Consider the following 14300-nt stretch of genomic DNA (forward strand, 5'->3'; position numbering starts at 1 on the left):
CGTCCGGCTGTGAGGCGTGTAATAATCTTACTCGCCCGCGAACGAAAGTGAGAAAACTTTGAAAGATGTTGCGATTTGCGCAACCAAGCTTTCGCCGCCACCTACCGCTGCGGCCCAAAACGAACGGTGCCGCCAGGACCGAGGTCGTGGCGGCACCGCAATATCCTGCAATCGCGCATGCAGGAGAGTGGCTTAGCGGACCTGTGCCAGCTTTGCCGAGGTCTTCAGCGTGATCATCTTACGCGCCGATGCGACCAGCGAAGCCTTGCAGCGACGATCGTAGGAGAAAGCGTTGACCGACAGCGCGTCGGGGTGGGTGCAGGCGGCTTCGGCGGCATCCGCAACGCGCTCGCGCAGGACGTCGACCTGGTCGGGATCGCGCAGGTCGATGTCGTTGAATTCGACTTCGATGCTGACTTCGCTGCGTTCGGCCTGAGCCGGGGTGTGGATGAGTGCGGCAACGACGAGGCTGGCGAGAAACTGGCGGTACTTCATGAGCGTCTCCTGGGGTAGAGGTTAGCGCTCTTCAGACATCCTCGGCCTTGTTCTTGATCGCGATTGTGCATTGCAGCATGAGTGTTCGCAAGTGCAAAATACGCGACAATAGGTTGTAAGCGATGCATCTTCGCCGCGGGGCGCGGGATATGACCGGCAGCAGCGCTGCGAATGCTGGACAGGCGATGCGCGCTGCCCTTATCGGGACCCATGCAGCCCGAACACCTCCCCGATTCCATCCTGATCGTCGATTTCGGTAGCCAGGTTACCCAGCTCATCGCGCGCCGCGTGCGCGAAGCCGGGGTCTATTCCGAGATCGCCCCCTTCACCCAGGCGGAGGAGGCGTTCCACCGGCTCCAGCCCAAGGGCATCATCCTGTCGGGCTCGCCCGCCAGCGTCTGCGACGAGGGCAGCCCGCGCGCGCCGCAGGTGCTGTTCGACAGCGGCCTGCCGATCCTCGGCATCTGTTATGGCCAGCAGGTGATGACCGAGCAGCTCGGCGGCGAGGTTCGTCCGGGGCATGAAACCGGCGAAGGCGGCGAATTCGGCCGCGCCTATCTCACCGTGTCGGAAGAGTGCGCGCTATTCGACGGGCTATGGCAGACCGGCGAGCGCCACCAGGTGTGGATGAGCCACGGCGACAAGGTCACCCGCTTCGCCCCCGGTTTCGGCATCGTCGCCACAAGCGACGGCGCGCCCTTCGCGGTCATCGCCGACGAGAAGCGCCAGTATTACGGCACGCAATTCCACCCCGAAGTGGTCCACACGCCCGATGGCGGCAAGCTGCTGGCAAATTTCGTGCGCCATGTCTGCGGGCTCGCGGGCGACTGGACCATGGCCGAGTTTCGCCGCACCAAGATCGAGGAAATCCGCGCACAGGTGGGTGACGGCAAGGTCATCTGCGGTCTTTCGGGCGGAGTCGATTCGGCGGTTGCCGCAGTGCTCATCCACGAAGCGATCGGCGACCAGCTGACCTGTGTCTTTGTCGATCACGGCCTGATGCGGATGAACGAGGCCGAGCAGGTCGTCACCCTGTTCCGCGACCACTACAACATCCCGCTGGTGCATGTGAACGCCGAGGAAATGTTCCTCGCGGGCCTTGCAGGCCAGACCGACCCCGAAAAGAAGCGCAAGTTCATCGGCGGCGCCTTCATCGACCTGTTCGAGGCCGAGGCTGCCAAGATCGGCGGCGCCGATTTCCTCGCGCAAGGGACGCTGTATCCCGATGTGATCGAAAGCGTCAGCTTCACCGGCGGGCCATCGGTCACGATTAAGAGCCACCACAATGTCGGCGGCCTGCCCGAGCGGATGAACATGAAGCTGGTCGAGCCCTTGCGCGAACTGTTCAAGGACGAGGTCCGCGAACTGGGCCGCGAGCTGGGCCTGCCCGAAATCTTCGTTGGCCGCCATCCCTTCCCCGGGCCGGGCCTCGCGATCCGTATTCCGGGCGAGGTCACCAAGGAGCGCTGCGACATCCTGCGCAAGGCCGATGCCGTCTATCTCGAGGAGATCCGCAATGCGGGGCTCTACGATGCGATCTGGCAGGCGTTTGTGGTGCTGCTGCCGGTCAAGACGGTCGGCGTGATGGGCGACGGGCGTACCTATGACAGCGTCTGCGGCCTGCGCGCGGTGACCAGCACCGATGGCATGACCGCCGATGTCTATCCTTTTGACAGTTCCTTCCTCAGCCGCGTTGCGACCCGCATCATCAACGAGGTGCAGGGCATCAACCGGGTGGTCTACGATTACACATCGAAGCCCCCCGGCACGATCGAGTGGGAATAGACGCGAGCAAACCGCGCGGGGCAGCCGCGGCTGCACGCCCGTTCGGGCTCGCGACGGTTCTCGTCCTCGCCAGCCTCGCGGTGCTGGCCTTTGCCGGCAATTCGCTCATCGCGCGTTATGCGCTCGCCGGAGGGGGGATCACGCCGATCGCCTTTTCGGTGGTCCGGCTGGCAGCCGGCGCGATCGTACTTGCGCCGCTGCTGCTGGGGCGCGGCGGGACATGGAATTTCGGGGCGGGGCTCAGCCTGTTCGCCTATGTCGCGATGTTTTCCTGGGCCTATGTCGAACTGCCCGCTGCAACCGGCGCGCTGATCCTGTTTGCCGTCGTCCAGGCGACTATTTTGCTCGCCGGCATAGTCCGCGGCGAACGGGTCGGCTGGCTCGGGTGGACGGGCCTCGTGCTCTCGCTCTCGGGTCTGGCGGTGCTGCTGGTTCCGCAAGTGCAGGGCGGACGACTGTTGCCGTCGGCATTCATGGCGACCGCCGGGATTGCGTGGGGCGCCTATACGATGATCGGGCGGGCGTCCGCCGGGGCGGGCAGCTATACGGCGCGCAGCTTTGCCATCGGCGCAGTGCTGGCGCTGCCATTGCTAGCCTTCGACATGACGGTGCCCGAAACCCGCGGGCTGCTGCTCGCGATCCTCTCGGGTGCGGTTACCTCGGGGCTTGGCTATGTCATCTGGAACCGCGTTTCCCCATCGCTGGGGCTGGCGACGTTGGCGACCGTCCAGCTGGCCACGCCATTGGTCGCGGCGCTGGGCGGCATCGCCTTGCTCGATGAGCTGGTGACCAACGAGCTGATCGTGGCGGGGGTGCTGATCGTGACCGGCATCGGCCTGACACTGCGGCGCTGACGCGATGCTGCCGCTGGGTCCCGATCCGCGCACCGCGACGCTTCGCCGCCTGCAGGCGCTGCTGGTCCAGCGCTTCGGGCATATCGAGCGCGCGGCAGCCGAATGGCGCCAGCCCGAATGGGTGCTGGTGCAAGGCGTGATCGGCGCGCGGACCAAGTCCGAGGTTTCGAACGCCGCTACCGACCGGCTGCTGCAGCGCTGGGGCAGTTGGGAAGCGGTGGCGACGGTACCGCTGGAGGATCTGCAGGCCGAACTCGCGACGCAGACTTATCCCAATGTCGCCGCCGAACGCCTGCAGGCGAGCCTTGCGGCGTTGATCGATTTGCGCGGCGCGGTGGATATTGCGCACCTCGCCGACATGGACACCGAAGCGGCGATGGACTGGCTCGAACAACTTCCCGGTGTCGGCCGCAAGATCGCCGCGGGCGTGATGAACGCCAGCACGCTCGACCGCCGCGCGATCGTGCTCGACGGGCATCATACGCGCATCCTCCAGCGCATGGGGCTGGTCCCGCCCAAGGCGGGCACCGCGCGCGCGTTCGCGTCGATCATGCCCGCCATGCCCGAGGATTGGTCGGGTGCCCAATTCGACGAACATCACCTGCTGATGAAGAAGCTGGGGCAGACCTGGTGCCGCCCCTCCGCCCCCGATTGCCCCAATTGCGCCGCGCAGGCGCTGTGCGAGACGGGTCGCCGCCGCGCCTGATTGCGGTGCGCGCAGGCTTGCGCCACAAGGGGCGGCAATGAAGCGTATCGGCTCGATCCTCCTGTGGTCCGCAATCGCGGCGGCATTCATCGGGCCGGGCACGGTCACGGCGGCTGCGAGCGCGGGGGCGTATACCGGCGCGGCGCTGCTGTGGGCGATCCTGTTCTCGGGCATCGCGACCTTCACACTCCAGGAATTTGCCGGACGGCTGGCAGTGGCGACGGGCGGCGATCTGGCGACCGTGCTGCGGCGCCGGTACCCGACCGGGTTTGCACATATCGCCACGCTGCTGCTGGTCGGCGGCGCGATCCTGCTGGGCTGCGCAGCCTATGAAGCGGGCAATATCCTCGGCGGCGCGGCGGGCGCGATGCTCGCCTTCGACTGGCCTCGGGCAGGCGTTACGCTCGGTCTGGCGGTGGCCGCTGCACTGCTCCTGCTGGCGGGATCGCCGCATAGCGTCGCGCGGCTGATGGCGGTCTTCGTCGCGCTGATGGGTGGCGGCTTCCTGCTCGTCGCGCTGTCGCTGGCGCCGCCTGCGGTCGGGCTTCTGGCGGGTCTCGTCCCGACCCCGGGTTTTGCCGACGATCCCGCCGCGCTGCTTGCGGTGCTGGCCTTGGTTGGGACGACGGTGGTGCCCTACAATCTGTTCCTCGGCGCCGCGCTGGCGCGCGGTCAGAGCCTGGGGGACATGCGTTTCGGCCTCGCGGTCTCGGTCGCGCTTGGCGTGGTCATCACCGCGGCGATCCTCGTGGTCGGCACGGCGCTGGCGGGCGAGTTTTCGTTCGCGGCGCTGGGCGATGTGCTGGATGAGCGGGTTGGCGGCTGGGCGCGAACGGGCGCCGGGATCGGGCTGCTTGCGGCAGGCATTTCCTCTGCCGTTACCGCCCCCTTGGCGGCGGCGCTGACCGCGCGCGGGCTGTTCGGCAAGGCGGACGACCCGCAGTGGCAGGCCCGTGGCTGGCGCTTCCGCGCGGTCTGGGGCGCGGTGCTGCTGGTCGGCCTCGGCTTCGGGCTGGCCGAGATTCGTCCCGCCCCGGCCATCCTCGCCGCGCAGGCTTTCAATGGCGTATTGCTACCGTTGGTCGCGCTGTTCCTGCTCTCAGCGATGAATGACGCAGGCCTGCTGGGCGATCGCGTCAACGGCCTGCTGGCCAATGGCTTCGGCCTGCTGGTGGTGGGGGTGGCCGCCATGCTCGGTCTGACCGCGCTGGCGCGCGCGGCGGCGACGCTGTTCGGATTCGACCTGCCCGATCCAGGCCTGATGCTGCCCGCCTTTGCCTTGCTCGGTGTGTTCACGGGTCGCGCAGTCATGCGCCGCGCGCCGCGCTAGTCACAAACTAACCGGGAAAGGCAACCCCGGTCAGTTCTTCCGACTTGCGCCACAGCGCTTCGGCAAGGCCTTCGTCGCGGATATGCGGCCAGCAGCCGCCGCCGCGCGGGTTCTCGGGATCGGCGGGGACGGCGATGTCGCAATCCTCGCAATAGACGCCGCCCTTGCCCTCGAGCAGCGGCGAGACCGCGCACCACACGCTGGTCGACGCGCCTTCCTCGGTCGATTTGAAAGCTTCGTGGACATTGCCTTCCTCGTCGTACCAGCCCATCGCGCGCTGCTCTTCCATGGTGAGGTGGCGCTGGAGCGGGGTCGCGATACCGCCCGGGTGGACGGCAAAGGCGCGCACGCCCTGCGCCTCGCCCAGCCTGTCGAGCTGGAGCGCGAACAGCGCATTGGCCGATTTGGCCTGCCCATAGGCCAGCCATTTGTCATAGTCGCGGTGCTCGAAGTTCGGATCGTCGAGGTCGAGCCCGTTCAGCCGGTGCCCGATCGAGGACAGCGCCACCACCCGCGCGCCGCGATCTGCGAGCAGCAGCGGCCAAAGCCGCGCGGCGAGCTGGAAATGGCCGAGATGGTTGGTCGCGAATTGCATTTCATAGCCACGCGCATCGCGCGCCAGCGGACTGGCCATGATCGCGGCATTGTTGATCAGGATGTCGATCGTTGCGGCTTCGTCGGCGACAGCTTCGGCAAAGCCATCGATCGAGGCCGGATCGGACAGGTCGAGCGGGAGGATGGCGATATCCCCGCTCACGCCTTCGAGGACATCCTCCGCCTGGTCGGGGCGCCGTGCGCCGACGATCACCTGCGCCCCGGCGCCTGCCAGCGCGTGGACGGTTTCGGTGCCGATGCCCGAATAGCCGCCGGTGACCACCACGATCTTGCCCGTGAGATCCACACCCGCGACCACATCGCGCGCGGTCGAGCGATAGCCGAAGGGCGAGTTCACGGGGGCTTGCGGGCTGGTCATCGGGCTCTCCTCGGAAAGAGCGACCTATGCCCCCCGCATGCCAGGCTGGCTACCCCCGCGGGCGATCAGCCCTCGGCGTCGGCCGTGGTATAGGGGATGAACGAGTCGAGGAAGATCACACCGCTGAGAAAACCACCGGTACGGCTGACCAGTTCGATCTGGTCGGTGCGGCACAGGCTGCTGGCGCTGAAGCGCTTGATCACCATCACTTCGCTTTCGTCGATGCTTTCGGGATTGCGCGTGTAATTGACCCAGATGGTGTCGCCGTCGCGATAGGTCAGCGCGGTGCCGTCGATCTGGTTGAGATTGCGGCTGCCGATGGTGCGGATGCAGTCGTGCGGCTCGCCCGCGACACGCCCCTCGATCAGCTTGGCGAGTTCAATCTCGCCCTTGGTCATATCCTCGGTTTCGTCGGCGTGGACGGGCGCGGCAAGCAGGCCGAGCGCGGCAGTGGCAATGGCAAGCGGCTTGAACATGGCGAGTCTCCTGATGACCGGCGGATACTGTATCACACCGCCTGAACCTGCGCTGAGTTGACGGGTCTGCAGATCAGGCGGTTCCGCCCACGGTGATGCCATCGATCAGCAAGGTCGGCTGGCCGACGCCCGCAGGCACGCTTTGTCCACCCTTGCCGCACATGCCCACGCCTTCATCCAGCGCCATGTCGTTGCCGATACCGCGCACCTTGGTCAGCACGGTCGGCCCGTCACCGATCAGCGTTGCGCCCTTGATCGGCGCGACGATCTTGCCCTTTTCGACCTTGTAGGCCTCGGTGCAGGCGAAGACGAACTTGCCGCTGACGATATCGACCTGTCCGCCGCCGAAGCTGGTGGCATAGATGCCGTCGTCGACGCGGCTGAGCAATTCCTCGGGGTCGTCGTTGCCGCCTTGCATGAAGGTGTTGGTCATCCGCGGCATGGGAGCATGTTCATAGGATTGGCGGCGTCCATTGCCGGTCGCTTCGACGCCCATCAGGCGGGCATTGAGGCGATCCTGCATATAGCCCTTGAGGATGCCGTCCTCGATCAGCACCGTCTCGCGCGTCGGTGTACCTTCGTCGTCGATCGACAGCGATCCGCGCCGATCGGTCATGCTGCCATCGTCGATCACGGTGACGCCGGGAGCGGCGACGCGCTCGCCGATGCGCCCGGCAAAGGCGCTGGTGCCCTTGCGGTTGAAATCGCCTTCGAGCCCATGGCCGACCGCCTCGTGCAGCAATACGCCGGGCCAGCCCGGGCCGAGCAGAACGGTCTGTTCGCCCGCCGGGGCGGCAACGCTGTCGAGATTGACCAGCGCCTGGCGGACCGCTTCGTCGACCGCGTTCATCCAGCGGCCCTCGTCGAACAGATTGTCGTAGAGATAGCGTCCGCCAAAACCGAAACTGCCGGTTTCGCGGCGGCCATTGGCCTCCGCCACGATCTGCACGTTCAGGCGTACCAGCGGGCGGATGTCGCGCGCGGTGAAACCGTCGGCGCGGATGATATCGATAGCGCTCCAGCTGGCCGACAGGCTCGCATTGACCTGCGCAACGCGCGGATCCTTGGCGCGCGCCACCGCATCGATCTTCTCGAGCAGCGCGACCTTCTCGGCGAAGGGCACGAGGTCGAGCGGGCTGGCATCGGTGTAGAGATGGCGGTTGGTCCGCTCGGGCGGCGCGGCATGCGGCGAGGTGGTCGCGTCGAGCAAGCGCAGCGTTTCGCCGGCGCGGGAGATCGAGGCCGCGCTGATCTCGTTGGCATGCGCGAACCCGGTGGTCTCGCCCGACACACCGCGCAGGCCGAAACCCGAATCGCGGCTGTAATCGGCGGTCTTCAGACGTCCATCGTCGAAGGCGAAACTCTCGGTCGCCATGAATTGCAGATAGAGCTCGCCATCGTCGCAAGGGGCCAGCAGGCGCGCGGTGAGCGCCTTGGCTTCCTCGGGATCGAGCTGGTTGTAGAGCAGGGCGTGCGGGTCGGTCGCTGGCGTCATAGGCCCTATGTAGGGGCTGACACCGGCGAAGGCGAGGGGTCAGCGGTGGCCCGGGTCCGCGCCTTCGGAAATGTCCATCAGCTGCGACTGGTCGACCCCGTCGGCAGGCCCGCCTTCGAGGACAAAGCGGCGATCGCAATAGCCGCAGTCGACATAGCCATGCTCGTCGATCTCGAGATAGACCTTGGGGTGGCCAAGCGCGGCGGGTTTGTAGTTCGTCCCCGTCCGGATGTCGGTCGCGCCGTCGCACCACACGCGCCGCGTGGTGACCTTGGTGATTTCGGGTGGAGGCAGGCTCATGCGCAAGCCGATAATGGGTTTGACGGAGCTGCTCAAGAGCCTAGGTCACGCGGCATGACCACCCCACCTGCAATCAAGATCGACAATCTCGTCAAGGAATATGCCTCGCCCGGTCCGGGCGCACCGCCCAAGCTGGCGCTCAAAGGGGTCAGTTTCGACGTGCCGCAAGGCGGTATTTTCGGTCTGCTCGGTCCCAATGGCGCGGGCAAGTCGACGCTGATCAACATCCTTGCCGGGCTGGTGCGCAAGACCAGTGGCAGCGCCGAGGTCTGGGGTTTCGATATTGCGGGCAATCCGCGCAACGCCAAGCGGTCAATCGGTATCGTGCCGCAGGAAATCGTCTTCGATCCCTTCTTCACCCCGTTCGAAGTGCTGGAGAACCAGGCCGGGTTCTACGGCATCCCCAAGGCCGAGCGGCGCAGTGAGGAGCTGCTCAAGGCGGTACATCTGTGGGACAAGCGCGATGCCTATGCGCGCACGCTGTCGGGCGGGATGAAACGGCGGCTGCTGATCGCCAAGGCGATGGTCCATTCGCCGCCGATCCTGGTGCTCGACGAACCCACCGCCGGGGTCGATGTCGAACTGCGCCGCCAGCTGTGGGAACTGGTCACCGAACTCAACCGCGAGGGCGTGACCGTGGTGCTGACCACGCATTATCTCGAGGAAGCCGAACAGCTGTGCGACCGTATCGCCATCATCAACCACGGCGAACTGATCGCCGACAAGCCGACCCGCGAACTGGTCGACATGGCGCGCGAAAAGATCGTCTCGATCACGGTCGACAAGGATCTCGGCGGGCCGATCATGGAGCCGGCCTTCACCAAGGCCGAAGTGATCGAGCCGCGGCGGCTGGAGATCACCTATGACCGCGACAAGACGAGCGCGGGGCAGGTACTCGCGCTCGTCCAGTCACACGGCTATGCGATTGAGGATGTCACCACCCGCGAAGCCGATCTGGAAGACGTGTTCGTCCAGCTGACCGGCGCGGGCTAGGCGCTTCGCGTCACAGGAAAGCGCGCGGCCCGAGCCCTGCGTCGCGGACCTTCTGCACCGCCCACAGATGCGGTTCCACTTCTTCCAGCGGCACCTTGCACTTGCGGCAGCGTCCGACCTGTTGCCCGCTGACGCGCTTTACATTCGCGTTGTCGACGCTGTGCCTACCCAAGGCGCAGCCGATACGTCCCAAATTCATGATCTCGCGACCCTTCCAAACCCGTTGTTTTGTCCCCTGTCGATTCGTGCCCTAGTGCAGCAAGCGGCTGACAATAACCTCGCTGCGCCGAATCGTTCCTTGCTTGCCGCGTAGTGATTGCGTCGGCATGACGCGGGCATGACAGACACCCCTCACGACGTCCTCGTCATCGGTTCGGGCGCCGCCGGACTTACCGCCGCGCTGGCGCTGGCGCAGACCAAGCGCGTGCTGGTGCTCGCCAAGGGCCGGCTCGACAGCGGCTCCACCGCATGGGCGCAGGGCGGCATCGCCGCCGTGCTCGATGCCGGCGACACATTCGACAACCACATTCGCGACACGATGGTCGCCGGGGCGGGTCTCAACGACCAGGAGACGGTCGAATTCGTGATCGAACGCGCGCCGGCCTCGATCGACCGCCTGTGCGAACTGGGCGTGCCCTTCAACCGCGAGGAAGGCGACCTTCATCTGACGCGCGAAGGCGGGCATTCGCACCGCCGCATCGTCCATGTGAACGATGCCACCGGCTGGGCGGTACAGGCGGCGCTGCTCAAGGCGGCGGAGGAAAACCCGAACATCACGCTGCTGCCGGGACAAAGCTGCATCGACCTCGTCACCGGGCGCAACCAGGCGGACTATTCGGGATCGGGCCGTGTGTGGGGCGCCTATGCGCTCGACGAGGCAACCGGCGAAGTGGTGACGCATGTTGCGCGCGCGACCGTGATGGCGGCGGGCGGGGCGGGACGCGTGTACCAGTTCTCGACCGCGCCGCGCGGCGCGACGGGTGACGGCATCGCCATGGCATGGCGCGCTGGTGCGCGGGTCTCCAACATGGAGATGATGCAGTTCCACCCGACCTGCCTCTACAATCTCGAGGTCAAGAATTTCCTCATTACCGAGGCAGTGCGCGGCGAGGGCGGGCGCTTGCTCAACCCCGTCACCGGCGAGCGCTATATGGAGAAATACGACCCCGAGCGGATGGAGCTCGCGCCGCGCGATATCGTGGCGCGCGCCAATGACGACCAGATCAAGCGCCATGGGCTCGACTATGTCCATCTCGACATCAGTCACCAGCCGCCCGAATTCGTGAAGGAGCATTTCCCCACGATCCACGAAAAGCTGCTCGGTCTCGGCATCGACATGACCAAGGGACCGATCCCGGTCGTGCCGGCGCAGCATTATACCTGTGGCGGGGTCAAGATCGGGCTCGATGCGAAGACCGACCTGCCGGGTCTGTGGGCGGCGGGCGAATGCACCGAAAGCGGCCTGCACGGCGCCAACCGGCTGGCCTCGAATTCGCTGCTCGAATGCTTCGTCTTCGGCGAGGCGGCGGCCAAGGACATCCTGTCGTGTTGGGACGACCTCGATGATCCGCCCGCGATCCTGCCGTGGGATGCCAGCCGCGTCACCGATTCGGACGAGGAGGTGGTGATCAAGCAGAACTGGACCGAGATCCGCCGCTTCATGTGGAACTATGTCGGTATCGTGCGCACCACCAAGCGGCTGGAACGCGCGGGCAACCGGATCGAGATGATGCGCAAGGAAGTGGAGGACTATTACGGGTCGTTCCGCGTCACCACCGATCTGATCGAGCTGCGTAACCTGCTCGATTGCGCAGACCTGATCGTGACCAGCGCGCTCAAACGCCACGAGAGCCGCGGGCTGCATTACATCATGGATTATCCCGCCACAGATCCGGTCGCGCGCGACATGGTGCTGGTACCCTGAGTGCTGGTGCCCTGAGTGCTGGTGGCCGGACGGGGCACCGGACGCAGCGTCAGTCCTTCACCGACTGCCAGTTGGCTGCCGACCAGTCGCTGCGCAGCATCCAGTCGTCGAGCGCGAAGTGGCGCACCACGCCCAGGCTGATGGGTTCGAGGAAGAAGATGCCGATGCTTTCGCCCAGCTGCCAGGCGACTTCGCCCTGCGCGATATAGCCGGGCAGCAACACGACTTCGACCTGCGTACCGACATCGGCGATCAGGTCGCGGCATTCGATCATGCAGCCCGACAGCGACAGATTGCGCATTGCACAGCGCAGACCGGTGCCGCCAATCGTGATCCGCAGATTGTCCTGCGTCTGGCTTCGCTGCTGGCTGCGTCGGTCCATCGCTCGTTCCCTGGTTCCGCCCATCGGGGCAGCGCGATTCCCTTCTACATCCCGGTCCAAGTCGGGAAGCTGAACAGCCGCGGCGGCCGCAGCCGCGCGGTCATTCAATGCTGTCAAAACCATTTCGTTCACCCTCAAGCCACGCCGAGCCGTGCCATCCGCGCGGGGATATGCCAGCGGTCGGCGCGGTAGGATTGTATGCGCACGCCATTGTGATGCGCCCCCGAAACCCACAGCTGCAGGCCGGTTTGCGCTGGACAAGCGCATGAGCATGCGATGAGGTCCGCAGCCGGAATTCGGAGGAGGTAGAGCAATGCCCAAGGCAATCGCGAACGGGATCGAGATTCACTACGAGGAACAGGGCAAGAAGTCCGATCCGCCGATGCTGCTGATCATGGGGTTCGGCGCGCAGTTGACGCTGTGGCCTGACGAACTGGTCGAGGCGCTTGCCAACCACGGCTTCCGCGTCATTCGTTATGACAATCGCGATATTGGTCTCAGTCACAAGTTCGACGGGGTCAAGGCGCCGGGATTGGTCAAGATGACGCTCCTCTCCAAGCTCGGACTGAAACCCAAAGTGCCCTATACGCTGGCCGACATGGCCGATGACGGCGCCGGATTGCTCGATACGCTGGGGATCGAGAAGGCGCACATCGTCGGGGCAAGCATGGGCGGCATGATCGCGCAGCATTTCGTCTCGCGGCATGCCGACAAATGCCTCTCGCTCACCACGATCTTCTCGACCACCGGCAACCCCAAGCTGCCGCCCGCCAAGCCCGAGGCGATGAAGGCGCTGGTCACACGCCCCGACAGCACCGATGAAAAGGTGCTGGTCGAACACGGGATGATGGTCGCGCGCACGATCGGCTCACCCGGCTACCCGACCGACGACGAGCGTCTGCGCGAGCGCACCACCGCCAGCGTGCGGCGCGGTTTTTATCCCGAAGGGCCCACGCGGCATCTTTCGGCGATCGTCGCCGATGGCGACCGTCGAGGTATGCTGAAAGATGTCACTGTGCCGACGCTGGTCTTGCATGGCGAAGACGATCCGCTGGTGCCCTGCGAGGGTGGCCGCGATACGGCGGCTTCGATCCCCGGCGCCAAGCTGAAGACCATTCCGGGCTGGGGCCACGACCTGCCGCTCGAGCTGGTCGACGAGCTTGCGGATGCGATCGCCGGCCATGCCAAGGCGAATGCCGGCTAAGCCCAAATTTGCGCAGGTGTTCGACCAATGGCTGTCGCCGGTCGACCGGCGGACGAACGGAAATTGTCGCTAGTGGTTTGCAAAAGGCGAGTCTGCTGCGCCGCTGCGCTTGTTTCTTGCGTTTGACTAAAATGATCGCCTTTGAATGGAGGCGAGAAGTTGCGCTGTGCCCTCAGGGAGTTGCCATTTGCCCCTCTGAGCCCCCCTTGCGCCTGGAGTTTGACACTGAATCCTTCGCGCGTACTCTGATGCACAGGACGTCCGGCTCCCGCAGACGCCGGCCTGCCCCGATCGACCACTGATTGTGGACCATGGGACTGCCGCCCGCCTTGTGCCGGGCGTGCAACGCGACTGCGGCCGATCATCTTTGCACGCGAAAGGATGATCCGATGAAATCCCCCCTTATAGTCTTTGCCGGTGCCTTGCTGGTGACCGGCGTCCCCGCGACCTCGCAGGACATCGTCGTTTCGGCGGAGAATGCCGCGGTCGAGACGATTTCCCGCGACCTCGATCGCAATCTCCTGCGCGCCGACTGGCCGCGGCGCGAGCTGGTTGGCGAAGGGATTGCCATGGTGCGGTTCCAGCGCGGCGCCGATGGCCGCCCGGCCGATGTGAAACTCTATCGCAAATCGGGCCAGCGCAGCGTGGATCGTCGCGCGGTGGTGGCGGTTGCCCGGCTGGGCCGGAGCACACCGCTCCCGGTGATCGGGACGCCCGACCAGATATTCCAAGCCAACATCGTCCTCGCCAACAGCCACCAGGCCTTTGCCGATCTGTCGTCGCAGCTGGCGAAGCTGGAACAGGCGCGACTCGCCGACCCGCGCGAACGCACCGTATTTGCGTTCAGCTCGGCTCCGCGCACAGCGTCCTGACACCGGCCCCGGCACCGTTCTTCGGCGTTGCCGCGATCCCGTGCTGCGGACGGGATCCGGCAGCGTCGGAGGCTGCGCCAACTGGCTGCCCTGATTCCAAAATTGCGCGCCTGGATTCGATTGACTCACAAGCCGGACCGATCGTTTTTGCCCGCAAAATTTTTTTCACGGATTCATTTAGCCCCTTGCGTTCGCCCGAACTCCAGCTTGGTCCACGCGTCGCGGCGTTGCAGCCGGATAAGGCACCGCGTCCGCCGGCCCCGAACCAGCCTTAAATCGGCGTTGACCCTCTTGCGCCGGAGTCCTGCCTGATTCAGTATCTAGTAGTCAGGCTACTATGGGTACCCACAAGACCTAGCTTTTGGCGGCTAGCTTCCCATATCGGGGGGCCCCGCCCCAACTGCATGGCTGTGGGGAAAAACGGGATAAGTTTTCGCCCCGAAGCCACACAAAATTGGTAGGCGGGGCAGTGGCTTCGTCGACTCGAACACAACCGGAACGCGGGCGGCCC

14 protein-coding genes are annotated in these 14300 nt (G+C 65.5%); 8 read left to right on the forward strand and 6 right to left on the reverse strand.

Annotated features, from left to right (window positions below; all coding sequences use genetic code 11):
• Positions 1-192: 192 nt before the first annotated feature.
• The gene (locus N6L26_RS12005) at positions 193-495 is read right to left on the reverse strand and encodes a UrcA family protein (protein WP_263605790.1); all 303 of its coding nucleotides are present in this window, start codon (positions 493-495) and stop codon (positions 193-195) included.
• 210 nt (positions 496-705) lie between these two features.
• Here N6L26_RS12005 and guaA point away from each other — a divergent pair, with 210 nt between their 5' ends.
• From guaA to N6L26_RS12025, 4 genes are read left to right on the forward strand one after another with little or no spacing between them, the layout of a single operon-like run.
• Complete coding sequence (gene guaA / locus N6L26_RS12010) at positions 706-2280, forward strand: glutamine-hydrolyzing GMP synthase (protein ID WP_263605791.1); 1575 nt, start codon at positions 706-708, stop codon at positions 2278-2280.
• Positions 2271-3134 (forward strand): DMT family transporter, encoded by an 864-nt coding sequence (locus N6L26_RS12015; RefSeq protein ID WP_263605792.1) that lies wholly within the window; start codon positions 2271-2273, stop codon positions 3132-3134. Before guaA ends, N6L26_RS12015 begins: the two co-directional genes overlap by 10 nt.
• 4 nt (positions 3135-3138) lie before the next feature.
• Positions 3139-3840, forward strand: coding sequence for an endonuclease III domain-containing protein (locus N6L26_RS12020; RefSeq protein ID WP_263605793.1), 702 nt, complete (start codon positions 3139-3141; stop codon positions 3838-3840).
• Between the two features lie 37 nt (positions 3841-3877).
• Positions 3878-5170, forward strand: a complete 1293-nt coding sequence (locus tag N6L26_RS12025) for an NRAMP family divalent metal transporter (RefSeq protein WP_263605794.1) — start codon at positions 3878-3880, stop codon at positions 5168-5170.
• Positions 5171-5177: 7 nt separating this feature from the next.
• Here N6L26_RS12025 and N6L26_RS12030 read toward each other — a convergent pair whose 3' ends face one another.
• From N6L26_RS12030 to N6L26_RS12045, 4 genes are all read right to left on the reverse strand, one after another.
• Positions 5178-6143, reverse strand: a complete 966-nt coding sequence (locus tag N6L26_RS12030; RefSeq protein WP_263605795.1) for an oxidoreductase — start codon at positions 6141-6143, stop codon at positions 5178-5180.
• A gap of 65 nt (positions 6144-6208) precedes the next feature.
• A complete protein-coding gene (locus tag N6L26_RS12035) occupies positions 6209-6619 on the reverse strand; it encodes a hypothetical protein (protein ID WP_263605796.1) in 411 nt (136 codons plus the stop codon).
• 73 nt (positions 6620-6692) lie between these two features.
• Positions 6693-8114, reverse strand: a complete 1422-nt coding sequence (gene tldD / locus N6L26_RS12040; RefSeq protein ID WP_263605797.1) for a metalloprotease TldD — start codon at positions 8112-8114, stop codon at positions 6693-6695.
• Positions 8115-8153: 39 nt separating this feature from the next.
• Positions 8154-8414: a zinc-finger domain-containing protein gene (locus N6L26_RS12045; protein ID WP_263605798.1), complete on the reverse strand. Its 261-nt coding sequence runs from the start codon at positions 8412-8414 to the stop codon at positions 8154-8156.
• Positions 8415-8468: 54 nt separating this feature from the next.
• Here N6L26_RS12045 and N6L26_RS12050 point away from each other — a divergent pair, with 54 nt between their 5' ends.
• Both N6L26_RS12050 and nadB read left to right on the forward strand, forming a co-directional pair.
• On the forward strand, positions 8469-9407 hold the full coding sequence (locus N6L26_RS12050) for an ABC transporter ATP-binding protein (RefSeq protein WP_263605799.1): 939 nt from the start codon (positions 8469-8471) through the stop codon (positions 9405-9407).
• Positions 9408-9744: 337 nt separating this feature from the next.
• Positions 9745-11331, forward strand: a complete 1587-nt coding sequence (gene nadB, locus N6L26_RS12055) for an L-aspartate oxidase (protein ID WP_263605800.1) — start codon at positions 9745-9747, stop codon at positions 11329-11331.
• A 49-nt stretch (positions 11332-11380) separates the two neighbouring features.
• On the opposite strand, the gene N6L26_RS12060 is transcribed toward nadB, so the two are convergent.
• Complete coding sequence (locus tag N6L26_RS12060) at positions 11381-11713, reverse strand: PilZ domain-containing protein (RefSeq protein ID WP_263605801.1); 333 nt, start codon at positions 11711-11713, stop codon at positions 11381-11383.
• Positions 11714-12026: 313 nt separating this feature from the next.
• Between N6L26_RS12060 and N6L26_RS12065 the strand changes: the two genes are divergently transcribed.
• The gene (locus N6L26_RS12065; protein WP_263605802.1) at positions 12027-12917 is read left to right on the forward strand and encodes an alpha/beta fold hydrolase; all 891 of its coding nucleotides are present in this window, start codon (positions 12027-12029) and stop codon (positions 12915-12917) included.
• A gap of 389 nt (positions 12918-13306) precedes the next feature.
• Positions 13307-13789, forward strand: coding sequence for an energy transducer TonB (locus N6L26_RS12070; protein WP_263605803.1), 483 nt, complete (start codon positions 13307-13309; stop codon positions 13787-13789).
• Positions 13790-14300: the final 511 nt, after the last annotated feature.

It is taken from the genome of Qipengyuania sp. SS22, from assembly GCF_025736935.1.
In the GTDB taxonomy this organism is placed as follows: Bacteria; Pseudomonadota; Alphaproteobacteria; order Sphingomonadales; family Sphingomonadaceae; genus Qipengyuania.

Coding starts and splice junctions, on each gene's coding strand:
- N6L26_RS12060 (WP_263605801.1), bottom strand. CDS start 11,713: ATGGACCGACGCAGCCAGCAGCGAAGCCAGACGCAGGACAATCTGCGG.
- N6L26_RS12070 (WP_263605803.1), top strand. CDS start 13,307: ATGAAATCCCCCCTTATAGTCTTTGCCGGTGCCTTGCTGGTGACCGGC.
- nadB (WP_263605800.1), top strand. CDS start 9,745: ATGACAGACACCCCTCACGACGTCCTCGTCATCGGTTCGGGCGCCGCC.
- guaA (WP_263605791.1), top strand. CDS start 706: ATGCAGCCCGAACACCTCCCCGATTCCATCCTGATCGTCGATTTCGGT.
- N6L26_RS12035 (WP_263605796.1), bottom strand. CDS start 6,619: ATGTTCAAGCCGCTTGCCATTGCCACTGCCGCGCTCGGCCTGCTTGCC.
- N6L26_RS12065 (WP_263605802.1), top strand. CDS start 12,027: ATGCCCAAGGCAATCGCGAACGGGATCGAGATTCACTACGAGGAACAG.
- N6L26_RS12025 (WP_263605794.1), top strand. CDS start 3,878: ATGAAGCGTATCGGCTCGATCCTCCTGTGGTCCGCAATCGCGGCGGCA.
- N6L26_RS12020 (WP_263605793.1), top strand. CDS start 3,139: ATGCTGCCGCTGGGTCCCGATCCGCGCACCGCGACGCTTCGCCGCCTG.
- N6L26_RS12045 (WP_263605798.1), bottom strand. CDS start 8,414: ATGAGCCTGCCTCCACCCGAAATCACCAAGGTCACCACGCGGCGCGTG.
- N6L26_RS12050 (WP_263605799.1), top strand. CDS start 8,469: ATGACCACCCCACCTGCAATCAAGATCGACAATCTCGTCAAGGAATAT.
- N6L26_RS12005 (WP_263605790.1), bottom strand. CDS start 495: ATGAAGTACCGCCAGTTTCTCGCCAGCCTCGTCGTTGCCGCACTCATC.
- N6L26_RS12030 (WP_263605795.1), bottom strand. CDS start 6,143: ATGACCAGCCCGCAAGCCCCCGTGAACTCGCCCTTCGGCTATCGCTCG.
- tldD (WP_263605797.1), bottom strand. CDS start 8,114: ATGACGCCAGCGACCGACCCGCACGCCCTGCTCTACAACCAGCTCGAT.